General features: G+C 61.1%; 24 protein-coding genes. 9 read left to right on the top strand and 15 right to left on the bottom strand.

Annotation, left to right across the window (positions count from 1 at the left end):
- Positions 1–120 precede the first annotated feature (120 nt).
- Positions 121–1,155 carry a glycosyltransferase family 1 protein gene (locus tag J3A65_RS12375; protein WP_192086222.1) on the bottom strand — a complete coding sequence of 345 codons (1,035 nt, stop codon included), beginning with the start codon at positions 1,153–1,155 and terminating at the stop codon, positions 121–123.
- Between the two features lie 191 nt (positions 1,156–1,346).
- Between J3A65_RS12375 and J3A65_RS12370 the strand changes: the two genes are divergently transcribed.
- Entirely contained in the window at positions 1,347–3,392 is a 2,046-nt protein-coding gene (locus J3A65_RS12370; RefSeq protein WP_209901441.1) for an acyltransferase family protein, read from the top strand.
- Here the strand turns inward: J3A65_RS12370 and J3A65_RS12365 are convergent.
- Positions 3,353–4,264, bottom strand: a complete 912-nt coding sequence (locus J3A65_RS12365; RefSeq protein WP_209901439.1) for a sugar kinase — start codon at positions 4,262–4,264, stop codon at positions 3,353–3,355. The two genes, J3A65_RS12370 and J3A65_RS12365, sit on opposite strands and share 40 nt — an antisense overlap.
- 156 nt (positions 4,265–4,420) lie before the next feature.
- On the opposite strand from J3A65_RS12365, the gene J3A65_RS12360 reads away from it, so the two are divergent.
- On the top strand, positions 4,421–6,082 hold the full coding sequence (locus J3A65_RS12360; protein ID WP_209901437.1) for an alpha-glucosidase family protein: 1,662 nt from the start codon (positions 4,421–4,423) through the stop codon (positions 6,080–6,082).
- Between the two features lie 269 nt (positions 6,083–6,351).
- Here the strand turns inward: J3A65_RS12360 and J3A65_RS12355 are convergent, their stop codons facing one another.
- A complete protein-coding gene (locus J3A65_RS12355; RefSeq protein ID WP_092660281.1) occupies positions 6,352–7,893 on the bottom strand; it encodes a sodium:proton antiporter in 1,542 nt (513 codons plus the stop codon).
- A 285-nt stretch (positions 7,894–8,178) separates the two neighbouring features.
- Between J3A65_RS12355 and J3A65_RS12350 the strand changes: the two genes are divergently transcribed.
- The 3 genes from J3A65_RS12350 (at position 8,179) to J3A65_RS12340 (ending at position 9,563) form a co-directional block, all read left to right on the top strand.
- The gene (locus J3A65_RS12350) at positions 8,179–8,529 is read left to right on the top strand and encodes a restriction endonuclease (protein WP_062457890.1); all 351 of its coding nucleotides are present in this window, start codon (positions 8,179–8,181) and stop codon (positions 8,527–8,529) included.
- Between the two features lie 154 nt (positions 8,530–8,683).
- Entirely contained in the window at positions 8,684–9,193 is a 510-nt protein-coding gene (locus J3A65_RS12345; protein ID WP_209901435.1) for a DUF3291 domain-containing protein, read from the top strand.
- 130 nt (positions 9,194–9,323) lie between these two features.
- The gene (locus J3A65_RS12340; protein ID WP_062455595.1) at positions 9,324–9,563 is read left to right on the top strand and encodes a hypothetical protein; all 240 of its coding nucleotides are present in this window, start codon (positions 9,324–9,326) and stop codon (positions 9,561–9,563) included.
- Positions 9,564–9,687: 124 nt separating this feature from the next.
- Here the strand turns inward: J3A65_RS12340 and J3A65_RS12335 are convergent, their stop codons facing one another.
- From J3A65_RS12335 to J3A65_RS12315, 5 genes are all read right to left on the bottom strand, one after another.
- Positions 9,688–10,929, bottom strand: a complete 1,242-nt coding sequence (locus tag J3A65_RS12335; RefSeq protein ID WP_062582851.1) for a saccharopine dehydrogenase family protein — start codon at positions 10,927–10,929, stop codon at positions 9,688–9,690.
- Between the two features lie 53 nt (positions 10,930–10,982).
- The gene (locus J3A65_RS12330) at positions 10,983–12,080 is read right to left on the bottom strand and encodes a carboxynorspermidine decarboxylase (RefSeq protein ID WP_209901433.1); all 1,098 of its coding nucleotides are present in this window, start codon (positions 12,078–12,080) and stop codon (positions 10,983–10,985) included.
- 156 nt (positions 12,081–12,236) lie between these two features.
- Positions 12,237–12,653 (bottom strand): GFA family protein, encoded by a 417-nt coding sequence (locus tag J3A65_RS12325; protein WP_062582853.1) that lies wholly within the window; start codon positions 12,651–12,653, stop codon positions 12,237–12,239.
- A gap of 71 nt (positions 12,654–12,724) precedes the next feature.
- A complete protein-coding gene (locus tag J3A65_RS12320; RefSeq protein WP_209901432.1) occupies positions 12,725–13,258 on the bottom strand; it encodes an SRPBCC family protein in 534 nt (177 codons plus the stop codon).
- On the bottom strand, positions 13,255–13,677 hold the full coding sequence (locus tag J3A65_RS12315; RefSeq protein WP_245341529.1) for a metalloregulator ArsR/SmtB family transcription factor: 423 nt from the start codon (positions 13,675–13,677) through the stop codon (positions 13,255–13,257). The genes J3A65_RS12320 and J3A65_RS12315 overlap by 4 nt, the downstream gene beginning before the upstream one ends.
- 164 nt (positions 13,678–13,841) lie before the next feature.
- Between J3A65_RS12315 and J3A65_RS12310 the strand changes: the two genes are divergently transcribed.
- On the top strand, positions 13,842–14,684 hold the full coding sequence (locus J3A65_RS12310; RefSeq protein ID WP_209901430.1) for an alpha/beta hydrolase: 843 nt from the start codon (positions 13,842–13,844) through the stop codon (positions 14,682–14,684).
- A gap of 164 nt (positions 14,685–14,848) precedes the next feature.
- Here the strand turns inward: J3A65_RS12310 and J3A65_RS12305 are convergent, their stop codons facing one another.
- The 5 genes from J3A65_RS12305 to J3A65_RS12285 form a co-directional block, all read right to left on the bottom strand.
- Entirely contained in the window at positions 14,849–15,169 is a 321-nt protein-coding gene (locus J3A65_RS12305) for a metalloregulator ArsR/SmtB family transcription factor (RefSeq protein ID WP_062457893.1), read from the bottom strand.
- A gap of 114 nt (positions 15,170–15,283) precedes the next feature.
- Positions 15,284–16,060, bottom strand: coding sequence for a pyridoxamine 5'-phosphate oxidase family protein (locus J3A65_RS12300; protein WP_209903484.1), 777 nt, complete (start codon positions 16,058–16,060; stop codon positions 15,284–15,286).
- Positions 16,061–16,163: 103 nt separating this feature from the next.
- Positions 16,164–17,237, bottom strand: a complete 1,074-nt coding sequence (gene choV, locus J3A65_RS12295; protein ID WP_062582860.1) for a choline ABC transporter ATP-binding protein — start codon at positions 17,235–17,237, stop codon at positions 16,164–16,166.
- Complete coding sequence (gene choW, locus J3A65_RS12290; protein ID WP_062455618.1) at positions 17,234–18,109, bottom strand: choline ABC transporter permease subunit; 876 nt, start codon at positions 18,107–18,109, stop codon at positions 17,234–17,236. The genes choV and choW overlap by 4 nt, the downstream gene beginning before the upstream one ends.
- A gap of 145 nt (positions 18,110–18,254) precedes the next feature.
- Positions 18,255–19,208 (bottom strand): choline ABC transporter substrate-binding protein, encoded by a 954-nt coding sequence (locus tag J3A65_RS12285; protein ID WP_062582865.1) that lies wholly within the window; start codon positions 19,206–19,208, stop codon positions 18,255–18,257.
- A gap of 187 nt (positions 19,209–19,395) precedes the next feature.
- On the opposite strand from J3A65_RS12285, the gene J3A65_RS12280 reads away from it, so the two are divergent.
- The 3 genes from J3A65_RS12280 to J3A65_RS12270 all read left to right on the top strand — a co-directional run bounded on the left by J3A65_RS12280 (position 19,396) and on the right by J3A65_RS12270 (position 22,347).
- The gene (locus J3A65_RS12280; RefSeq protein ID WP_062582867.1) at positions 19,396–19,977 is read left to right on the top strand and encodes a thymidine kinase; all 582 of its coding nucleotides are present in this window, start codon (positions 19,396–19,398) and stop codon (positions 19,975–19,977) included.
- 129 nt (positions 19,978–20,106) lie between these two features.
- Positions 20,107–21,045, top strand: coding sequence for a hypothetical protein (locus J3A65_RS12275; protein WP_209901428.1), 939 nt, complete (start codon positions 20,107–20,109; stop codon positions 21,043–21,045).
- 111 nt (positions 21,046–21,156) lie between these two features.
- Positions 21,157–22,347: a DUF2333 family protein gene (locus J3A65_RS12270; protein ID WP_192086235.1), complete on the top strand. Its 1,191-nt coding sequence runs from the start codon at positions 21,157–21,159 to the stop codon at positions 22,345–22,347.
- 21 nt (positions 22,348–22,368) lie between these two features.
- Here J3A65_RS12270 and J3A65_RS12265 read toward each other — a convergent pair whose 3' ends face one another.
- Entirely contained in the window at positions 22,369–23,088 is a 720-nt protein-coding gene (locus J3A65_RS12265) for a LuxR C-terminal-related transcriptional regulator (RefSeq protein WP_062455631.1), read from the bottom strand.
- Between the two features lie 226 nt (positions 23,089–23,314).
- Positions 23,315–23,836 carry a TIGR00645 family protein gene (locus J3A65_RS12260; RefSeq protein WP_082472017.1) on the bottom strand — a complete coding sequence of 174 codons (522 nt, stop codon included), beginning with the start codon at positions 23,834–23,836 and terminating at the stop codon, positions 23,315–23,317.
- Between the last annotated feature and the right edge of the window lie 60 nt (positions 23,837–23,896).

Genomic DNA, 23,896 nt, shown 5'->3' with positions numbered 1-23,896 from the left:
CGTGGGTCTTGGTGCTGGTGGTATCGGCTATTTCATCTGGCGCGGATAGGCATCAGCGGGACATGCCGGTTCGACATGCAGGCTAGCGCATCGAACCCCGGCCACAGCAGCAATATTCGGTTATCGCGCAGTCAGCGCCTTGACGCCCTGTACCTTGAGCACGTTGCCGAGAAACTGTTTCGAGGCGGCTTCCCAGGTGTAGCGGCGGGCAAGGCGACTTGCGTCCTCGCGCCGACACGTCAGTGCTTCCAGGCAGGCAAGCCGCAGGTCTTCGTTGAGGGCACCGGCGCCTGAGCCCTGTTCGATGATATCGATTGGACCCATGACCGGATAGGCCGCGACCGGGACGCCGCTTGCCAGCGCCTCGAGAATGGTGTTGCCGAACGTATCGGTTCTGGACGGGAAGACGAACACGTCGGCCTGGGCGTAGGCGCGTGCCAGGTCTTCTCCCGTTTTCATTCCCGTGAAAAGCACATGTGGGTAGCGCCGTTGAAGGTCGGCGCGGGCGGGGCCGTCGCCGATCACGACCTTGGAGCCCGGCAGATCGAGATCGAGAAAGGCGGGCAGGTTTTTCTCCACGGCTACTCGGCCGACCGTCATGAAGATCGGGCGCGGCAGGTCGAAGGGCTTTGCCTCGAGTGCCACCGGGTGAAACACCGTCTGGTCGATGCCGCGGCTCCAGCGCAGAAGATTTTTCACGCCGAGCTTGTGCAGTTCCCGCTCAAGGCTCGCGGTTGCCACCATGCAGCCGTTGCCGGCATTGTGGAACCAGCGGACGAAGCCGTTGAGCAGCCGGATCGGCACCGGAAAGCGGGCGGCCACATATTCCGGAAAACGCGTGTGATAACTGGTGGAGAACGGCATGCCGTTCTTCAGGCACCAGCGGCGGGCAGCAAGTCCGAGCGGTCCTTCCGTTGCAATATGCACGGCGGATGGCTGAGTTCCTTCGATGGCCGCGGCAACGCTGCGGAAGCTTGCGACCGAAAGGCGGATTTCCGGATAGGTCGGGCAGGGGATGCTCGAGAAATCCAAGGGCGTCACCATCGAGACATTGATGCCCATGCCTGCCAGTTCGCGGTTGGTATTTTCGATCGAACGTACGACGCCATTGACCTGCGGATACCAGGCGTCGGTTACAATGGTAATCCTTGTCATGGTTTGACCCGGCCCCGTTGCCATGCCGGAACCGACTCGCGGCTGCCGACCATGTTTTCCGTTCCTTCATCGGAAAATATTGTAACAGGGCGATGAAGACGCGCTCTCAACGTTTGATTGTCAAAGCCGAACGCTGCTCGCAGCACCCCTCAGCAATGGACTTCCGCGGCCGGGATTGGTAGAGCCCCGGCATGCAGTACAGACCAGAAATCGATGGGCTGCGCGCGATCGCCGTCGTTCCCGTCATCCTCTTCCACACCGGTCTCGGGTTAATGCCGGGTGGCTTTGTCGGCGTCGACGTGTTCTTCGTCATCAGCGGCTACCTGATCACCGCGATCATTCTCAACGACCTGGCGAGAGACCGTTTCAGCATCGTCAATTTCTACGAGCGGCGGGTGCGGCGCATCGCGCCGGCGCTGCTTGTGGTGTGCATTGCCTGTCTGCCCTTTGCGGCACTGTGGATGCTGCCATCGGAACTGGACGATTTCGGCAAGGACCTGTTCCACTCGCTGCTGATGGTTTCCAACTTCGAGCTCTGGGACAATACGGGATATTTTTCGCCCAGTACCGAACTGAAGCCGCTGCTGCATACGTGGTCTCTATCGGTGGAAGAGCAGTTCTATCTGGTGTTTCCGGTGCTTCTGTGGATGGTGCGCAAGCAGACGCGGCGGGTGATCTTCCGCATCGTGGCGATTTTGGCGCTGATCAGCCTGTTTCTGGCATGGCCGGTTTCAAGGGTCGATCCGGTCGCGAATTTCTATCTCCCCTTTACCCGTTTCTGGGAACTTGCCGCAGGCGCGCTTTTGGCGATCGGCGGCATACCGACCCGTTACTCTGAGCGGACCCGATCGGCCCTGGGGCTTGCTGGCCTTATCCTGATCGTCGGCAGTTGCCTGTTCCTGACATCCGAGCTGAAATGGCCGGGACCGGTGACGCTGGCGCCGGTCGTCGGCACGCTTCTGGTGATCGCCTTTGCCGGTCCGGGCAATCTTGCCGGACGGCTGCTTTCGCTTCGGCCGCTGGTGGCGATCGGGCTGATCAGCTACAGCCTCTATCTCTGGCATCAGCCGGTGTTCGCCTTTGCCCGTCTGCGCTCGATGGACATGCTGCCGGGCTGGTCCTACGGGCTGCTGGTGGCGCTCGTGTTTGCGCTGGCAATCGCAAGCTATTTTCTGGTGGAACAGCCGTTCCGGAAGCCGCAGGTCGGCCGTCGCTTGGTGTTTTCCCTCAGCGGGTCCTTAGCGGCGGTGCTGGTGGTGCTCGGCATCGTGACCACCAACGCGCAGGGCTTTCCGGGCCGCGATCCCGTGCTTACAGCCATGGGGGAGCCGAGCCTCGGCATCGGCAAGATCTGCAACGGCGAAGTGCGGCCGGATGTCTGCACGATCGGTCAGGGCCCGGAAATGGCGGTCTGGGGCGATTCGCTGGCGATGCATCTGGTCGACGGGCTGGCGGCGTCCATGCACGATACGCCGTCCGATCAGGGCGAGGGGCTGGTGCAGCTTCACAAGAACAGCTGCGCGTTTCCAACCGGCATCGCGCCCATTCCGCTCAACGATTCCGCGTCATGGCCGCTCGACTGCATTCGTCACAACGAGGCGGTAAAGGCCTATCTTGCAAAGACGCCCTCGCTGCGCACCGTCGTGCTCGGATCGCAGTACCTGACCTATCTCCGATCTGACCGCCGGGTGATGACGGCGCAAGGCCAGGCGATGCGGACGGATTACGGCCGGATGCTTGCCGAGGTCGAGGCGACTGCCGACTGGCTGCGCTCGATCGGTCTGCGGCCGGTGTTCATGGCGCCGCCGCCGCGCGATGGTCGCGATATCGGCCGCTGTGTCGTGCGAAGCGCCATGCTGGATGTTGCAGACACGCCCTGCATGATGGAGCGGGACGAACAGCGCGCCCATGATGCCCTCGTGGAGCGGCTGATGGCGGACGTTTCGAAGCGGTTCCCGGTCGTGTCGCTCGAAGATTATCTCTGCGACGAAAAAAGCTGCCGGGTTGTGGATGACGGCGTTTCGCTGTTCCTCGACGACGAGCATTTTTCGCATCTGGGGTCGATCCATCTCGGTAAGACGCTCGATCTCTACGACGCGCTGACGGATGCCGCGCAACACGGTTGCGAGGCTGGCGTGAAGGTGGGCGAGCCGAAAGGGATCTGCCAGCTCAAGCCGACACATCCGGTCGCGGTGGTTCAGCCGGGCAGAAGCTCCGGACTGATCAGCGCGCCGTGATGGCCGATGACGGTGGCGGCGACTGCGGCGCCGTAGGCTGCGGCTTCGTGCGGTGCGGCGCCGCTTAAGTACTTCGACAGGAAGCCGGCGTTGAAACTGTCGCCGGCGCTGGTCGTGTCGACCACCTTGCCGGTGGTGACGGCCGGTGCATGACCGGTCACGCCCGACAGGCTGAAGGTTGCGCCTTCTGCGCCGTTCTTGACCACGACATCCGTGACGCCGAGACCATGGTAGCGGGCGATCGTATCGGCCACCGTGGCATCGCCGAAATAGGTCGCTTCATCGTCGAAGCTTGGGAGAACGATGGTGGCGGCTCTTGCGCCATCCTCGATCGTCTTCAGCATGATGTCCCGGCTCACCCACAGGCGCGGGCGAAGGTTCGGATCGAAGGCGACCGTCTTGCCGGCGGCCTTGGCGCGGCGCAGTTCCGATAAAAGCGTCTCGACCGCTTCCGGTGCCAGGATGCCGAGCGTGATGCCGGAGAAATAGATGATGTCGGCGGTTTCGATGGCCGAGCGCAGGTGCTCGGCGTCGTCTGCGAGCTTGCGCGCGGCAGCGCTGTCGCGCCAGTAGCTGAAGGTGCGCTCGCCATTCTTGAGGGTGATCAGGTAGAGGCCGGGCGTCTTGCCGGGGATGCGGCGGATGAGGCTGGTGCCGATGCCGGCTTTCTCCATCATCCCAAGCATATCCGACGACATGGGATCGTCGCCGACTGCGGTCAGATAGTCCACCGACCAGTCTTTGGAGAGGCAGGCGCGGGCATACCAGGCCGTATTGAACGTATCGCCGGCAAAGCCCTTGCGCAGCAGGCCTTCACCCGCCTGCGACAGTTCCACCATGCATTCGCCGATCGAAAGAAGCTTTCCGCCCAATTGTCATCCCTCCCATGGGTTTGACGCTCGAATAAGCTGAAGCGTCCGCCATGACAAGAGCGTGTCGCGCTTCGTTTCCGCGTTGTCTTTTGGTGGCATGGCTCTAGTTTGGGACCAAGGTTGGAATGAGCGATTTTCAAGAAGGAGCATTGTGGAATGGTATTGGAGACCACGAGGGACACCACTCGCAAGGTTGACGGCAACTGGTGGCGCGGTGCGGTGATCTACCAGATCTATCCGCGATCCTTCCAGGACACGACCGGCGACGGACTGGGCGATATCAAGGGGATTACCCAGCGCCTGCCGCATGTGGCTTCGCTCGGCGTCGATGCGATCTGGCTGTCGCCGTTTTTCACCTCGCCGATGGCCGACATGGGCTATGACGTTTCCGATTACTGCAATGTCGACCCGATGTTCGGCACGCTTGACGATTTCGATGAGATGATGACAGAGGCCCATCGCCTTGGCCTCAAGGTGATCATCGACCAGGTCATTTCGCATACATCCGATCGGCATCCGTGGTTTATCGAAAGCCGCTCGAGCCGCACCAATCCCAAGGCCGACTGGTATGTCTGGGCCGACCCCAAGCCCGACGGCACGGCTCCGACCAACTGGCTGTCGATCTTCGGCGGACCGGGCTGGGAATGGGACGGCGTGCGCAAGCAGTATTACATGCACAACTTCCTGATCTCGCAGCCGGACCTCAACTTCCACAATCCCGATGTGCAGGACGCGATGCTGGATACGGTGCGCTTCTGGCTCGACCGCGGCGTCGACGGCTTCCGGCTCGATACCGTCAACTACTATTTCCACGACAAGCAGCTGCGCAGCAATCCGCCGATGGTCTACGACACCGACGGCGCCGGCATGGAGACGGATACCAATCCGTATTCGATGCAGAACCATCTCTACGACAAGACGCAGCCGGAAAATATCGGCTTTCTGAAGCGGCTGCGGGCGCTGCTCGACAGCTACGACAACCGCGCCTCGGTCGGCGAAGTGGGCGACGGGCCGCGGTCGCTGAACACGCTGGCGCTCTATACGACCGGCGACGACAAGCTGCATATGTGCTACACGTTCGACCTGCTGGGCCCGGCGTTTTCTGCCGCCTATATCCGCAAGGTGATGCAGACCGTGCTCGATACGGTGGTGAACGGCTGGGTGTGCTGGGCGTTTTCCAACCACGACGTGGTGCGTCACGTGACCCGCTTTACCGAGGATCCGTCCGAGCAGGACCGCGTCGCCAAATTGTCTGCAACGTTGATTTCGGTGCTGCGCGGTTCGATCTGCCTCTACCAGGGCGAGGAGCTGGGCCTGAGCGAAGCGGAACTGACTTACGAGGATCTGCGCGACCCCTACGGCATCCGCTTCTGGCCGGCCTTCAAGGGCCGCGACGGATGCCGCACGCCGATGGTGTGGGAAGCGGGCGAGACCCATGCGGGCTTCAGCGAGGGCGCCAAGACATGGCTGCCCATTCCGGCCGATCACGCCAGCCGTTCGGTGGATGCGCAGGAGGCAATGCCGGATTCGGTGCTGCAGCACTACCGCGAAACCTTCGCCTTCCGCAAAAACCACCATGCGCTGATCGACGGCGACATGACGTTTATCGAGACCAACCAGGACCTGCTCGCCTTCGTCCGCGAAAAGGGCGGTGAGAAGCTGCTGTTCGTGTTCAACCTGACCCGCGAGCCGCAAAACTTCGTGCTGCCCAAACGGATGGGCGACGTGATGCCGGTCGATCTTCCGGGGTTTGTGTCGAAGCTGGAAGCGGGTGCCGTGAAGCTCGATGCGCTGGATGTGTTCTGCGCGCGGGTGTGATGGCGTAGGTGTGAGTGGGATGGGAGGGGGAGGCAATCTTCCCCTCTTTCCTGTGATTGCCACAGGAATTTTGCCGACGCGTCGGTAGGGCGACGACGGTTCTTTCAGCCCAAGGACTTGGGCTGACTGAGTTCCTGTGACGAGCACAGGAATGCCGGAGTGTGGGGGAATGCGGGCGCCAAACTATCGGCGCCGTTGCATGTGGATTGGTGCGGGAGCAAGACGTTTTGGTGGTTCAACGCCCGTTGATCCCGCACCGCTTTCCCTGATCAGATCTCCTCGATCCGTCGGTCGTCTTCCGGGAGGATCGAGAGTTCGCGCCAGTCGATTTCCTCGAGCAGGAGATTGTATTCGTCGACGTTGAGTTCGTAGGAAGCGCGGAGGTTTTCGAGTTCGGTGCGTTGTCCGGCGATGAAGAGAAGCACCAGCCTGCGGTAGGTGTCCATCGACGCGGCACGGTCCGGGTCGTCGAAGGCCTGGTGTTCCATCGTGAGCTTTGCGCGCAGTTTTTCGGCTTCTGTTCCCGTCTCGCCGTCGAGGCGGCCGATGCCTGCCTTGACGACGCGGCGGCGCATCTCAGACAGTTCCTGCGCGCTGGTATGGCGCCGGTCAAGGCCGAGCCAGCGGATGAGCGGTGACAGCGTCAGGCCCTGCAGGACGAGCGTGGCGATGACCACGGCGAAGGCGGTGAGCACGACCATGTCGCGCTCCGGGAAATCTGCAGGGAGCGCATAGGCCGTGGCAAGCGAGAGGAGGCCGCGCATGCCGCACCAGGAGGCGAGGATTGCCTGTCTGGTCGATGCCGGTTCCTCGCGTCCGTCGCGACGGGCTCGCCAGGCTTCGATGCGGTTATAGGCAAGGCAGAGCGCGAAGCGGGTGGCGATGACGATGGCGACGATCACGGCGGAAAACAGCAGAGCTTCGGCGAAATGGCCGACCTCCATGTCCGCATAGATGTCGCGCACCTGCATGCCCATCAGCAGAAAGGCGACGACGTTGAGGACGAAGACGACGACCGTCCAGACCGCATAGGACTGCACCCGCATGCGCGCCGACGACAGGCTTTCGCTGGTGCTGGCGATCGTCATGGCGAAGGTGACGATGGCGAGCACCGCAGACAGTTCCAGATGTTCGGCGAGGATCCACAGAAGGAAGGTCTGGACGAATTGCAGGAGATTGCCACCAAGCGTGCCTGTGACGTAGGCCGACAGGCGGCGGATCACCAGCGCCGCGACCCAGCCGAGCAGGATGCCGCCGGGAACGGCGAGAACGAGATGGGTCGTTACTTCGCGATCAAGCCCGCCGGCCGACTGGACCGCAAGGGCTGCTCCAAAGATCAGAAGTGCTGCCGCATCGTTGAACAGGCTTTCGCCGCGCAGGATGGCATCGGTGGTGCGCGGCACCGACATGGTGGAGAGGACGGCGGTGGAGGCGGCGGCGTCCGGCGGCGCGACGATGGCGCCGAGCACGATGGCGGCCGCAATCGGCAGGCCGGCCATCACATAGCCGGCGACCGCGACCGTCGCCGTGGTGACGACGACGCCGCCGAGCGCAAAGACCACGAGCGGCAGCCAGAAGCGCCTTGCGGTATTCAGCGGGAAATCGAAGGCGGCATCGAGCAAGGCCGGCGCGATAAACAGCGCCAGCGCGATCTCCGGATCGAGCGCGAAGTAAGGCGCGCCCGGCACCAGCGCCACCGCGACGCCTGCCAGCGCCAGCATCGACGGATAGGGCACGGAGAGCCGCCGCGACACCTGCAACAGCACGATCGCGACCAGCATCAGGATGAGCAGGCTTTCGAAAAAGGTCATGGGGGTGGCGTCATTCGCTGCAGGGGTGATCGACCGGGCGCGTCACAGCGCATCCGTCGAGCATCATGTAGGGCGGGAGGGTGAAAGGGAAAACGGTTTTCGGGCGGGTGAGGGTGATGGCGGGTCTGCGTGGGCAGCGGGATTTGGGCGATGCCAGGTCCAAGGTCTGTTTCGAACGGCATTGCTCCGGGTTGCGGGACGCGATATCTGCTGGAGGCAAGGGCTTTGCATCGATCCAGCCAGATGGAGATGCAGGGCCGGCAGCGCTCAACAGGTGATGGACCGATGGCCCGCAAGAACAGAGACGAACCGGCTTCATGGGACGAGGCTGCGCCGGAGCCCGTGTATTGTCCGATGTGCGAGCGGGTGATCCCGGCGGATCAGCAGGAAAAGCATTATCTTGTCCCCAAGAGCAAGGGCGGCAAGGAAACGGTTTGCCTGCACCGGATCTGTCACGACCAGATCCATGTGAATTTGACGGATGCCCAGCTCGCCAAGAAGTTCTCGACGATCGAGGCTATCCTTGAAGACCCGGCGATACGGACATTCGTTGCCTGGGTGAAAACAAAACCTCCGGGGTATGCGGCTCCGCCGAAGGAGCCGCGACAGGGCCGGGGACGCGGGCCGAAAGCATAGAGACGCACGACCGCCTCGCGGTGGCTCTGACCGTTGTCTTGGCTGAGGCCTCTGATGTCGCGAGAACTGCGATTTCATGCCACTTGTTGCCTGCCGATGGCTCCCGTAGCTTGAAAAGAGACAAGCCATCAAAGGGGAAGCAGACGAGGATCGCATGCATCACCTGGCCGTCTACAATTTCAACAATTTCCGGGTTCGCGCGGACGAGCCGGTAAACCAGGGTTTTCACGACAGGAACGACCTCAATTTTCGTGCGGCGGAAACGAGCGAGGGGTTTGTGGCGCGGTCGGGTTATGAGGGGGAGGAGGGGCCTGAGAGTTGGGGGCCTCAGGTGTTTCCGCGTTTCTACATCGACAATGGTGACGGCTGGGCTCCGGCGACCCTCTCCCTGTGGCGCGACCTGACCTCACTCTACGCCTTTACCTACTCGGCCATCCATATCGAGGCGATGCAGAATGCCCGGCAGTGGTTCGATCGGCATACTTGGCCGCCTTACGTTTTATGGTGGGTCTCTGAAGGTCATGTTCCCGTCTGGCAGGAGGGGTGCGAACGTCTGGAGCACTTGCACGACCACGGTCCCTCTTCCTTCGCCTTCGACTTCAAGGCGCCGTTCGATCCGGATGGCCATCGCACCGCATTCGACCGGGCGGCAGTTCCGCGCTGAGCAGGAACCACTGAAGCCACCCTTCGCTTTCCCCCCGCGGATGACATTTTCCTCAGGAAAGACAAGCGCTTACCCTTGCGGTCGCAGGCCTTATTATCTACGGAGGGGGTTCAAAGTTAAGGGGGTTTTCATGAGTAGAATTATTTTGGTCGTTCTGGTTGTTCTCATCGCAGCGACGGGGTTTATCGGGCAGCGCTGGTATAGCTACGTGTCGAACACGACTTCGGCCTATGACGAGGTGGGTATCGAGATCAACAGCCGTCTGCCGGGACCGCTGAACAAATGGGGCTGCGACAAGCTGCATGCCACATTCGGCGAAGTGCCGCCGCCTTATGGCTGCGCGAGCGCCGACGGAACGTCCTGGCGCTGAGCGGAAGCGCCTGCCTTTGCCTGGTTGGTGAGGGCAGCCTCGTTTTCACAGTGTTACGAACAGAAAAGCCCGCGATCGCTCGCGGGCTTTTCTGTTTGTTGTTTGAACGGACGCTGTTTCGATCTCAGTCGAAATGCAGCTCGCGTTCGCCGTTTTCGTCGCGGATGCAGGTCTGCAGGCCGATCTTGTTCAGGATGTTGAGGAAGGGCTTTGGCGCCAGTTCCTCGACGTTTGCCATCTTCTTCACATCCCATTCGCCAGATGCCACCAGCATGGCGGCGGCGACCGGGGGTACGCCCGCGGTGTAGGAGATGCCCTGGCTGCCCACTTCGTTATAGGCTTCCTTGTGGTCGGCGACGTTGTAGATGAACACCGTGCGTTCCTTGCCGTCCTTGATGCCCTTTACGAAATCGCCGATGCAGGTCTTGCCTTCGTATTCGGGCGCCAGCGACGACGGGTCGGGGAGGCAGGCCTTGACGACCTTGAGCGGCACGACTTCGGAACCGTCGGCAAGCTTGACCGGCTGTTCCGACAGGAGGCCGATGGACTTCAGGACGGTGAAGACGTTGATGTAGTGATCGCCAAAGCCCATCCAGAAGCGCACGTCGGCGCCGTCCATGTTCTTTGCCAGCGAATGCACTTCGTCATGGCCGCAGAGATAGGCGCGGCGCGTGCCGACGACCGGCAGGTCGTAGTCCTTGCCGATTTCGAACATCTTGTTGACGGTCCATTCGCCGCCCTGCCAGGCGTAGACGACACCGGTGAATTCGCGGAAGTTGATTTCCGGATCGAAGTTGGTGGCGAAATACTTGCCGTGGCTGCCGGCATTGATATCGACGATGTCGACGTCGGTGACCTTGTCGAGATAGTCATCCTTGGCAAGGCGGGCATAGGCATTGACGACGCCCGGATCAAAGCCGGCGCCGAGGATGGCGGTGATGCCTTTTTCCTCGCATTCCTGCGCACGCTTCCACTCGTAGTTTCCGTACCACGGCGGGGTTTCGCAGATCTTGTTCGGCTCTTCGTGGATGGCGGTGTCGATATAGGCGACGCCGGTATCCATGCAGGCGCGCAGCACCGACATGTTGAGGAAGGCCGTGCCGACATTGATGACGATCTGGCTGCCGGTCGCCTTGATGAGGGCTTTGGTGGCTTCGATGTCGAGGGCGTCGAGGGCGTGGCCTTCGAGCTTGCCTTCTACCTTCATCGCCTTCTTGTCGTGGACCGAGGCGATGATGGCGTCACATTTCGACTTGGTGCGGGAGGCGATATGGATATCGCCGAGCACGTCGTTGTTCTGGGCGCATTTGTGCGCCACGACCTGGGCGACGCCACCGGCGCCGATGATGAGTACGTTCTTTTTCATGGTGGGGACGAGTTCCTTCAAGTCCAATCGTCAGAAGCCGCTGAGCTTTGTGCTCAGGATAGGCTTTGTTCGTAGTCCGCGTAGCCGAACTCGCGGACCGTCCTGAGGCTGCCATCCAGTTCACGGATGGCGATTGCCGGCATTTGCACGCCATTAAACCAGTTTTTCTTGACCATCGTGTAGCCGGCGGCATCCTGGAAGGAAATGCGGTCGCCAACTTTCAGTTCATCCGGAAAATCGAACTCGCCGAAAATATCCCCGGCAAGACAGGACTTGCCGCAGACCATGGCACGATAAGGCCCCTGGTTTGGGTGAACCTTCGCGTTTTCACGGTAGATCAGGAGATCCAGCATGTGCGCTTCGATGGAGCTATCCACCACGACAAGGTTCTTGCCGTTGTAAAGGGTATCGAGGACGGTGGTTTCCAGCGTCGTCGAGCGGGTGATCGATGCTTCGCCGGGTTCGAGATAGACCTGGACGCCGTACTCGCCGGAAAAGCGCTTGAGGCGCTCGGCAAACAGGTCGACCGGGTAATCGTCGCCGGTGAAATGGATGCCGCCGCCGAGGCTGACCCATTCGGCCTTCTTCAGGAGCGGTGCGAACTTCTGCTCGATATCGCCCAGCATGCGATCAAACAGCGAGAAGTCGCTGTTTTCGCAGTTGTTGTGGATCATGAAGCCGGAGATCAGGTCCATGACCGGCTCGACCTGTTTCAGATCCCATTCGCCCAGCCGCGAGAAAGGGCGGGCGGGATCGGCGAGATCGAAGGACGACGACGAGACGCCGGGGTTGAGGCGCAGGCCGCGGGTAATGCCCGACGACTGGTTTTCGAAACGCTGCAGCTGGCCGATCGAGTTGAAGATGATCTTGTCGGCATGCGAGACGACCTCGTCGATCTCGTAATCGGCATAGGCGACCGAATAGGCGTGGGTTTCCTTGCCGAAGCGCTCGTGGCCAAGGCGGACTTCGTTGAGCGACGAGGACGTGGTGCCGTCCATGTAGTCGCGCATGAAATCGAACACCGACCATGTGGCAAAGCATTTCAGCGCCAACAATGCCTTGGCGCCCGACGTCTCGCGGACAGCAGCGATCCTCTCCATGTTGCGGAGAAGCTTCGACTTGTCGATGAGGTAGTAGGGTGTCTGGAGCATATCGTGCGGTCGGCCTCGTGACGGTCCTGGGAAAGCGTATGGCGCCTATTGCCTCAGGCGGCTGTCATCTTCAAGACCCGAGGGCCAAGATTGTCGAAAGGGCCGCGGTTTGGCAGCCCTTTTGACAGAGACGGAGACGGTCCCGTTTGCCTCGCGTCAGGCTGCGGGCGGCATCTTCGCAAAGCGCGCGAGGGTCGGGTCGAGGTGGTCCCACGGCTGGGCCGCGTCGGTCCACGTGATGATCTGCGGCCGATATTGGTCCGGTGCGTCGAGGCTTGCTGCGCGGATGACAAACATGTCCGGCATGGCCGGAAAGGTCATGGAGACGGGCGCGCCGCAGGTTGGGCAAAAGGCGCGTCTTTTCACGGTGCCGCCATCGCCTGTTGCTTCCCAGTGACTCGGCTGGCCCTCGATCGTCACCGTCGCTCCGGCAAAGACGAGATTGGACGTGTGGCCGGTGCCGCTTTCGCGCTGGCACTGACGGCACTGACAATCGACCATGGCGACGGGTTCGCCGGTGACGGTGTAACGGACGGCGCCGCAGGTGCAGCCGCCGGTAAAGGGTTCATGCATGGACGCTGCTCCATTTCTGGTTGCCGGTGCCTGAGGCTCGCGCCGGGGCGGGGTGTGGTCGCTGGAGGATCTCAGGCGGGAACGATGGCTTCGTATTCGTCGCGCAGACGAAGCCATGCGGGCCAGAAGGCGGCAGGATTTTTGCCCGCTGCCTTGACCTCGAGGATGTCGAGGTGGGCGTGCCAGCCGGCGCCGACCTTGACCATGTTGCGGCGGTCGGAAATGCGGCGGTGGGTGAGGGTCAGAAGAACATCCTTGCCGACGGCCTGCAGTTCGATCGAGACCTCGCCTGAAGGTGGCCAGGAGAAGACCACCCGGTGGGGTGCTTCGAAGGCGATCATCTCGCTCTGCATGCGCTGTTCTTCGGGAAAGCCTTCCGGGCGGCCGGCGGAATCATCGCTGAGTTCGTCATTGCGCCAGATGAGTTCGAACGTGCCGCCCGGCTGGCTCGGCATCGTGCCGGACGCGAGCCACTGGCGGCGCAGATCGCTGTCGGTGACATAGTCCCAGATGCGTTCGATCGGCCCTGGTAGCTTGCGCTGGATCGTCAGGGCGAGGGGTTCTGTCATGAAGGCGTGCCTGCTCAACGATGTCATGTCGGTCATTGATCGTCTCCCGGTTTGCTGTGCGGTTTTCCTTCGGCTTTGGTGGTGGCCTCGCCTTGCGGGCCGGTGGTCTTGATCGCATCGTCCTCGCGCAACAGCCGGTCGAGCGTGTCGAGGCGGGCGGTCCAGAAGCGTTCGTAGAAGGCCAGCCATTCGTGGGCGGCGGCGAGCGGGCCTGGCGATAGGCGGCAGAGATGCGTACGGCCCTGGATTTCGCGGCGGACGAGGCCAGCGGTTTCCAGAACCTTGATGTGTTTCGAAGCGGCGGCGAGCGACATGGCGTAGGGCGCTGCCAGTTGCCCGACTGTCTGCTCGCTGGCAGCCAGCGTCATCAGCATCTGCCGGCGCGTGGCGTCGCTGAGGGCCTGGAAAACCGTGTCGATCTGATGTTCGCTAAATTCAACCATATGGTTTAACATAGGCGGCCTGCAGGCATTGTCAACCGTTTTGTTGAATGTCGAGATTTGGCTTTTATCAGGAGTTGCAAAAGCGAGGCGGAATCATATTCTGCAGGCGCGGAGCGGATGCAGGGGGCAGCCATTTGCAGACGTTCTCTCTCACTTGTCATCAACCGAGGTCAGCCATGAGCAGCAGCTACATCACCACCAGCGACGGCACGCAGATCTATTACAAGGATTGGGGCAGCAAGGACGCCCAGCCGATTGTCTTCCATCACGGATGGCCGCTTTCGTCCGATGATTGGGACGCCCAGATGCTGTTCTTCCTCGACCAGGGTTACCGCGTGATCGCGCATGACCGTCGCGGGCACGGCCGCTCCAGCCAGACCGATACCGGCAACGAGATGGATACCTATGCGGCAGACGTTGCCGAACTGGCGGCGCATCTGGACCTCAAGGAAGCCATCCATGTCGGTCACTCGACCGGTGGCGGCGAGGTCACGCGCTATGTCGCGAAATTCGGCCAGCCGCAGGGCCGCGTGGCCAAGGCCGTGCTGATCGGTGCGGTGCCGCCTGTCATGGTACAGAGCGACAGCAATCCCGGCGGCCTGCCGCTGTCTGTGTTCGACGGTTTCCGTACCGCACAGGCGGCCAACCGGGCGCAGTTCTTCCTCGATATCCCGACCGGACCGTTCTACGGCTACAACCGCGACGGTGCCAAGGTCTCAGAGGGCGTCATCCGCAACTGGTGGCGTCAGGGCATGATGGGCGGCACCAAGGCGCATTACGATTGCATCAAGGCGTTTTCCGAAACCGACTTCACGGAAGACCTCAAGGCGATCGACCTGCCGGTTCTCGTCATGCATGGCGACGACGACCAGATCGTGCCGATCGCCGATTCGGCGATGCTATCATCCAAGCTTTTGAAGAACGGTACGCTCAAGGTCTATGAAGGTATGCCGCATGGCATGGCGACGACGCATGCCGACGTCATCAACGCGGATCTCCTGGCCTTCTTCAAGGCATAGTCAAAACAGAAAATGGCTCGTCGCGAGACGAGCCATTTCCAGAGATTTCATCGGTTTCAAAAAATCTTACAAAGCAAATTTCAAAAAGAAAAAATGCTACCAGCCATGCCGGCAACGCTATGTGGATGCGTTCTGACCCGCCGCGTCATGCAGCGGACAAGATTTCAGGCGGCTGCAGATTTCGTCTCAGCCGGGATGCAGTAGATGTTTTCAAGCGTCGACAGGACCTTGAGAACCGAGTCCGCGGAACTCGAATAATAGATCGTCTGCGCATCGCGGCGCGTCTTCACCAGTTTCTGCGCGCGCAGCTTGGACAAGTGCTGTGACAGTGCAGACTGGCTCAGGCCAACTTGAGTAGCCAGTGCCCCCACAGCTACTTCGCCCTTGACCAGGCAGCACAAAATCATCAGCCGCTTTGGATTTGCCATCGCAGACAGCAAATTCGCTGCTGCATTCGAGTGGTCTGAAAGTGGCATCGTTTCCATCATATCTCTATCCCCTCTTCCTGAGCATGCCGTGCTCCGGTAATGCCGTAGTCCCTGGAACTGACTAAACCAGCAGACATCAAAGTTGTATATCCCTAGATTTTGGGTAGTCGACTACACTGTTTTAGACATATTGAAAATATACTGGGACGCGTGCTCGGGGGACGATTGCAACGTCCTGAACTCATGTCTCAGCAATGTGTCTCCGGCGATCAGATCTAGCCCGGCGCTATCTGCACCGACGAACCGCCATTGACCAGCATTCTTTGCGCCGAGCCGTGCGGCAAGGCTGTTCGCTTCGTCCGTCAACTCTCTGATATCGCGCGAGAAATTACTCCATTCCTCGCCGCTTCCAGGGTTCGCGATGACAAGGTCGCTGCCATCCAAGGCATAGGCCCTGCCAAAGCCGCCGTTGAGCGAGGCCGACTGCGGAACAAGGCGAAAAAAGTAGAAATCCGGAAAGTCGATATAGAGTTTTGCTTTCGGATGACGGTCCAGAAACCGCTGGCGGATGCGCAGATGGACGGGACTATCCCTTTCCACTTTTTCCGCAATGCACTGAACGGTGATTCGCGGATGGGCGAGCGGATCGCCCTTGCCGGTCTCGCCGGCGAGGAGAGAACAGCGGGGATCGCCTGCCAATCCCTTCGTATGACCCGACAGCGCCGATACGAGAATCACCGGCACGCCATCAAGATCGGTTCCGGTCAGCACGCGGCTTGCGGAGGGAAAACCGCTTGTGGGATCAAGCACCGCAAGCGCCATGTGACGGGCGCCGCGCACCAGCATCCGCGCAAGATGGCGTGCCTCCTCATCCGTGTCGCGCAACACGCTTTGATCTTTCGAAGGTTCCTGCGCAGAGGTCGGTGGAAGAGCCTGTCTCACCGTCATTGCGCCCTGCAGCTCGTCGGCCAAAATATTCACCAGTTCTAAATTTCAAATCTCTATAACAGCAGATCATTAACAAACGAGTGTCAGTCCGCCTTGATTTGCATCAAGTCCGGCGTCGATGGCGTGTCAGACCTGCAATCACGTCGTCAGCCGTAATCGCGCCGACGACGGCGCCGTTATCGACGACCGCGATCGATCCCCTCTGGCGGGCCAGCGCATCCATGATGTCGACCAGCGGCGTGGTGCTCTTCGCTGTTGCCGACACCGGCGGCGCCCCGGCATCGGCGGTTACCCCTTGCCGCATCACGTCGCCGGCAGTGAGCAGGCTGATCGGGTTCATGTGCTGGACGAAATCGGCGACATACTGGTTTGCGGGTGCCTGGACGATCTGCTGCGGGGTGCCGCACTGGACGATACGGCCGCCTTCCATGATGGCGATGCGGTTGCCGATGCGGAAAGCCTCGTCGAGGTCGTGGCTGACGAACAGGATGGTCTTTTTCAGGCGGCGCTGGAATTCCAGCAGCTCGTCCTGAAGGCGGGTGCGGATCAACGGATCGAGCGCCGAAAACGGTTCGTCCATCAGCAGGATCGGTGCGCCGGTGGCAAAGGCGCGGGCAAGGCCGACACGCTGCTGCATGCCTCCGGAGAGTTCACCCACCTTGCGATCCGCCCACTGGCTGAGGTTGACGAGTTCCAGCTGTTCGTCGACGCGCTTGCGCCGCTCCGGTTCGGCGACGCCGGCAAGCTCCAGCCCGAAGCCGACATTGTCGGCGACGGTACGCCACGGCAGCAGCGCGAACTGCTGGAAGACCATCGAAACCGTGTGCATCCGAAGATCGCGCAGGGTGCGGGTGCCGGCCTTGTAGGGATCGACCGGTCCGGACGGGGTGGCGACGCTGACCGCGCCGCGCACGACCGGCGCCAGACCGTTGACGGCGCGCAGGAGCGTCGACTTGCCGGATCCGGACAGGCCCATCAGCACCAGGATTTCGCCTTCGCGCACCGACAGCGTGGCATCGGCGACACCGAGCACGATCCCGGTTTCTTCCGAGATCTGGTCGCGCGTCATGCCTTGGTCGAGCAGTTTGACAGCCCGCTCCGGGTTGTTGCCGAAGATGATATCGACATTCGAGAAGGTGACGGCGGCAGGCGCGGTCCGGTTCATCGCGTCGGTCATGACTTGCCTCCCGGTTCTGCCGTTCTGAACATGCGGTCGAGAATGATCGCCAGGATGACGATGCAGAAGCCGGCATCAAAGCCGCGGGCGATGTTGACGGTGTTGAGCGCGCGCACGACCGGTACGCCGAGACCGGGGGCACCGACAAGCGCTGCGATTACCACCATCGACAAAGACAGCATGATTGTCTGGGTAAGGCCTGCCATGATCTGCGGCATTGCGTAAGGGAGCTCGATCTTGCGCAGGACCTGCGACGGCGTCGCGCCGAAGGCGACGGCTGCTTCGGTCAGAGATCCGGGCGTCGAGATGATGCCGAGGCGGGTGAGGCGGACCGGGGCGGGGATAGCGAAGATGACGGTTGCGATGAGGCCCGGCACCATGCCGAGGCCGAACAGAATGAGCGCCGGGATGAGATAGACGAAGGTGGGAATGGTCTGCATCAGGTCGAGGATCGGCCGCAGGATCTCGTAGAGCCAGGGGCGACGGGCAGCAGCGATTCCGATCGGAATGCCGACCGCCATGCAGACGGCGGTGGCTGCAAGCACCAGCGCCAGCGTCTCCGTCGTCTCCTTCCAGTAGCCCTGGTTATAGATCAGCAACAGACCGATTGCGGTGAAGGCTGATATCGAGACTGATCGTCTCAGCCAGAAGGCGAGCGCCGTGACGATGGCGATCAGCACGAAGGGGTTCGGCCCCTGCAGCACGTACAGGATCGCATCGATGACCGCCGACAGCACGGTGGCGAGCCAGTTGAAGAACCAGTCGGCATTGGTGGTCAGCCAGTCGACCGCATCTTTCGCCCAGTTTCCAAGGCGGATCTTGCCGGTGGAATCCACAAGCCAGTTCGGGAGCGAGTTGGTTAGCCAGTTCACGTCGCGTGCCTGCCTCGTCTGGAAGGAAATACAAGGAGCGAAAGCGTTACCCTCGAGGGCGCCCCCAAGGGTCTACCAACGTCAGCGGATCCTCGGGACGGGCCCGAGGATCACACCGCCGGCATTCGCCGGTTTGCGACGCGTCTTACAGGCCGAGTTCGGCCTTGACCGCGGCCTCGGCTGGCTTGCCGTCCTTGGTGGTGACGCCGGCAAGCCACGGGGTGATCGCAGCGCCATTGGCCTTCAGCCACGTGGTCGCCGCTGCTTCCGGCTCTTCACCGTCGTTGAGGATGCCGCCCATGATCTGGTTTTCCATCGGCAGCGAGAACTTCAGGTTCTTGATGAAGGTGCCGACATTGGGGCATTCCTGCGTGTAGCCGGCGCGGACGTTGGTATAGACTTCGGCGCCGCCGAAATTCGCGCCGAACACGTCATCGCCGCCGGTAAGGTAGGTCAGCTTGAAGTTGGCGTTCATCGGATGCGGTTCCCAGCCGAGGAAGACGACGGGTTCGCCGGCCTTGTCGGCGCGGGCGACCTGGGCCAGCATGCCCTGTTCAGAAGATTCCACCACTTCCAGCTTCTTGAGGCCGAATGTGTCCTTCTCGATCATGCCGAGGATCAGGCGGTTGCCGTCATTGCCGGGTTCGATGCCATAGATCTTGCCGCCCAAAGCATCGGCCTTGGCTGCGATATCCTTGAAGTCCTTGATCCCGAGTTCGGCGCCTTTGGCATTGGTTGCCAGCGTGTACTTGGCGCCGACGAGGTTGGGGCCGATGGATTCGACCGACTTGTCGGTGAGGAAGGGCCGGACGTCGGCTTCCTGGGTCGGCATCCAGTTGCCGAGGAAGACGTCGATATCCTTGTTCTTCAGCGACGAATAGGTGACCGGCACCGAAAGCACCTTCACATCCGTCTCGTAGCCGAGCGCCTTCAAAAGGACGGAGGCGGTGGCGGTCGTGGCGGTGATGTCGGTCCAGCCGACATCGGAGAAACGGACGGTGCCGCAGCTTGCCGGCTCGGCGGCCGAAGCAGCTCCGCTCAGCGCCATCATGGAGACGGCGGCGGCCAGAATGGTCTTGGTCGAAACGGTCATGGTCATTTTTATGCTCCCCATTAAAATCATGCCCAACCTTATCAATATCTCTCCGAAACAGGCAAGCTTGTGCATCACGGCGTCTGAAGCCACCATTTGCGACAAGGCGCCGATTGATGGGTCGTTCGCGTATTTTTTGTGGGTTTTGCGTGGCGGCGCTTTTCTTCGATGCCGATCGGCATCACAAAGCCGCATGGCCAAGCTTTACTTCCACTATGCAACGATGAATGCCGGCAAATCGACCATGCTGCTGCAGGCATCCTACAACTACCGCGAACGCGGCATGCGCACGGCAATCTTCATCGCCGACTTCGACCACCGGGGCGGCCAGGGGCGCGTTGCATCGCGAATCGGCCTGTCATCCGACGCGATCCCGTTCAGCCCAGAGGACGATCTCTATGCGGAGATCTCAAAGCTGCATGGGCAAGAGCCGCTGACCTGCGTCTTTATCGACGAGGCGCAGTTCCTGACCTCCGAGCAGGTGTGGCAGCTTGCCCGCATCACCGACCGCGTCGGCATTCCGGTCATGGCCTATGGTCTGCGGACCGATTTCCGCGGAAAGCTGTTTCCGGGGTCGCAGGAGTTGCTGGCGATTGCCGACGAACTGCGTGAAGTCCGCACGATCTGCCATTGCGGGCGCAAGGCAACGATGGTCGTGCGTGTGGATGCCGATGGCGAGGCGCTTCGCGAAGGCGCACAGGTTGAAGTGGGCGGTAACGACCGCTACGTCTCGCTTTGCCGTCGGCACTGGGAAGAAAAGATGCGCTGCTGGTAAGCGGCGACGCGAAGACTGGCATTGTTCCCGTTTGCGTTGAAACGACGTAGCGATTTTTCCAGCCTGTGATACCTTGAAATTCTCCCGGACGGTGGCATGGCCGCGGGAGTGCTTTGGGGAGGGCAGGGCATGGGAGATTACCGGCGATTTCACGAGGAAATATCCCGGATCGCGACGGCGTTTCAGGCAATGTGGGACGAGCTCGCCACATCCGAAGCGATGCTTTCGCGAGGGGTGAAGGACAGACACGTTCCAGATGTCGCAGACCTCGAAGCCGAGGCCGAGCGGCAGGCACGGGTGGCGATGATGGGCGACGGCCTGCAGGCGGATCTCGCCAAAGCGGTCGGCGCGTTCGGCGATGCGGTGACGAGGCTGCGGCAGACCTTCGACGATCCTGTCGAGCCCACCAGTTTGAAGCGCATACTCGGCTGGACCACGAAATGGTCCGGTCAACGTTCGGGGCAAAACAGGACGGGCATCGAGCCCGTGAAGCAGCTCCTCGATGTCGGAAATGCTTTCTACACGCTGCTCGACAAGGAACGTGTCGCGCTGATGATGGGACGCTACCGGTTCGAGAGGGGGCTTCTCGACCTTGCCGACCACCGCAGGGAACTGGTGCGCGGGTTGATGGGCGATGATCTGTCCAAACCCGACGCGGTGGGCCGGACGGAAGGCCTTTTCCGGCTGATGAACGGTATAACCGACCGGATGAATGCCAGCGTGATGACGCTCAATATCTTGCGCCACAAGGTGCTTTTCGACACCGGCGACCTGCTGGCAGTTCATCAGGCGCTCTGGCAGCGCGATCCACCGCTGCAGGGTCTTCTCCCCTACAGTGTTCCGGTAGCAGGGGTATTTGCCGAGAGTGCCTGGCGGGCCTCCGGTGCCGGGCAAGCAAAACGGGCGGCGCAACAGGCTTTTGCCGACCGGTTCCTGCCGAAGGCGGAGACCGATCCGGTGTCCGTGACCGATGGGAGCGAGCCTGGAGAGGTGACGGCTGTGAAGAGCGCCAGTGACGGGCGCTGGAGGATGCCGCACTGGCCGTTTGGCGGCTATCTGCGATCGTAAACCCGTGCTCCGCTGCCGATTTTTATGCAGCGCGGTTGTTTGCCTGCTTGCGGAACCATATCTGTTGGAACAACCGGGCGGACCTATCGGCCCCACAGACAGGAGAACAGGATGCTCGATCGGCTCAAGGCCTCACTTCAGACCCTGGGCAAGGCGATCGCAAGGGGCATCGGACTGCTCGTCGCCGGGATCGTCTGGCCGTTTCGTGCCGCTCATGGCTGGTATGGCGAGCGGCACCTGATGGTGAAGGCGCCGATCCTGGCATTCCTCGTTATCCTGTTTGGTCTTTACGGCTATTTCTTCGTGCAGACCCAGATCTGGACCGGGTTCAACCCGAGCTTTGTCGATGCCTATCGCTGGAATGAGCGCACCGTGCCGGCCGGCCAGGATCTTCCTGCGACGGCGCCCGTGGCGGCTGCTGCTGCCGAAACATCGAACGGGACGGCCGCGTCTTCTCCGGTGCCCGCCGCGCCTGTTGTGGCTGCCCGCCAGTGCCAGTCGTCGGCGATCGTCGATGCGGCGGCGGATCTGACCGACGCCAACGTGAACCAGAATGCGTGGATCTCGTCCATGCTGCTCTACCGGCTCGGCTTCTTCGGCATCAGCTGGGACAATACGCCGTTTCTCGACAACAAAGCTTCGTTCCAGCGCGGCGTGAACCAGGCAGTGCGGCGCACGTCCAGCGAACTTGTCGATACGCTTGGCCGCGTGCGCGGCACGTCGGGTGTCAACACCAACCTACAGGATGCCCGCGGCAACCTGCAGTTTGATGAGTATTCCTGGTATTTCGGTGTCGATCCGTTCGGCTTCAAAACGCCGACGCCGAGCTACTATCGCACCGCGATCGAAAAGCTGCGGGCCTTCAACGCCGATCTCACCTCCTGCAACGCGACCTTCGACAGCCGCTCCGACAATCTCGTGCAGTTCGTCGACCGGATCGCCAATGATCTTGGTGCGACGGCTGCGATCCTGCGCGACCGGTCGGAAAACCATGCGGCGGGCTGGTTCGATACCCGTGCCGACGACCGTTTCTGGTTCGCCTATGGCCAGCTCTACGGCTATTACGCCGTGCTTTCCGCAGCTGGTGCCGACTTCTCGCAGGTCATTCGCGAGCGCAACCTGACGCAGCTTTGGAACGAGACGCTGTCGCGTTTCCGCGCAGCACTTCGCATCCAGCCGTCGATCGTGTCCAATGGGGCGGAAGATGGGATGATCATGCCGAGCCATCTGTCGGTGATGGGCTTCCATACGCTGATGGTGCGCTCCAACCTCGTTGAAGTGCGCGGCGTACTGGATCGGTAAGACGGTGCGGCTGCGGCAGCGCTAGCTGATCAGCCGCAGTCTCAGCGCTTTTGCCACAAGCTGGGTGCGGTTGACGCAATCGAGCTTCTTGATGGCATTGGTCATGTAGGCGTTGACCGTGTGATCGGAGAGGGACAGGATCTTGCCGATTTCGGACGAGGTCTTGCCCTGTGCCGTCCAGCGTACGACTTCAAGTTCCCGCGTGGTCAGCGGCCCGAAGGTCGATGCCTGCTCCGATCGGCGGATGCGATCGAACACCGCGAAGGCGTGCAAAATCACCATGCCGATTTCGTTCAGTTCCGCCTGGGTCAGGCGCGGACGATCTCCCGACATGCGGATGCGGAAGCCGGTACCATCGACCGAATGAAGCGCCATCGCCACGCTGGTGATCATGCCGTACTGACGGCGCAGGGCGATCAGGTCCGGCGGGAGCTGGCCAGGCGAGTTGCGATCATCGAGACAGCAACAGTCCGGGAGCGACCAGCCGCTCGTGGCATCCGCCATCCGGGTGCGTGGCAGCAGCCGCAGTCGATCGAATTCGCGGATATAGTCCTTGGGAAGATTGGTCTCGACGATGATGCGGGACAGAAGCGTCTCGCTTGCAGGCGGAAGCTTGACCAGAGCGAAATGGCGCAAGCCAAATTCGCGTGTGGCCCGTTCAAAGACCGTCGAAATCTCCGCACGGGAGTAGGCTGCAGAAATTTCGCCGTTGAGGATCGATTGCCGCTCCAGCGTGATCATATTAGCTTCGAAAAAAGTGAATGGTTATTATGTTAAGCGCAACAAATATACTAATCGCTTTGTAAATCCAGCGGAAAAGTGAGCAAAAGCCCCCGTGTGGAGTAATTTTCCGAGATACTGTTATATTTGTCTCATGTATCGCCGAGATGGGCTCATTCGCAAGCCCTTTTGCGGTTCGTCAATCACCGGTCCGGCCTGATCCGGGGTAATTTAGACCCTGAGTCGGTCAAAGCTTGGTTTCGTGTTTGTGGGCCTTTGTCGTCGCCATGATCTTCTCCAGCCAGCCGAGCATGACGGCCGAGACCACAAAGGTGAGGTGGATGATCGTGTACCACATCAGCGTGGTATCCGAGTACTGGTTGGCATTGAGGAAGATCTGCAGGAGATGGATCGACGAGATGGCAACGATGGAGGAGGCGACCTTGATCTTGAGGCTTCCGGCATCCAGTTTGCCGAGGAACGAAACGTCGGCTTCCGTTTCGTCGAAGCGGCTAACGAAGTTCTCGTAACCAGAGATCATCACCATCACGATCAGGCTCGCAACGAGTGCCGCATCAATGAGACCCAGCATGGCGAGGATCATTTCGGCTTCACTCAGCGTGAAGACTTCCTTGGCGACTTTCCAGAACTTGAACATGAAAGACAGCGCGTAGACGGCGAGTGCGGCAACCAGGCCCAGATAGAAGACGACGAGGAGCCAGCGACTGGAGAGGATGATCTTCTCGACAAGCAGTTCCAGCGATTTCATGGGGGCCGTTCTCCGTTGCAGGCGCTGGAGATTCCCATAAGCTGGGCCGAAAACCGGTGC

Source organism: Rhizobium sp. PvP014 (genome assembly GCF_017876855.1).
Taxonomy (GTDB): Bacteria; Pseudomonadota; Alphaproteobacteria; order Rhizobiales; family Rhizobiaceae; genus Neorhizobium; species Neorhizobium soli.
This window is presented reverse-complemented; position numbering and strand designations above follow the sequence as displayed.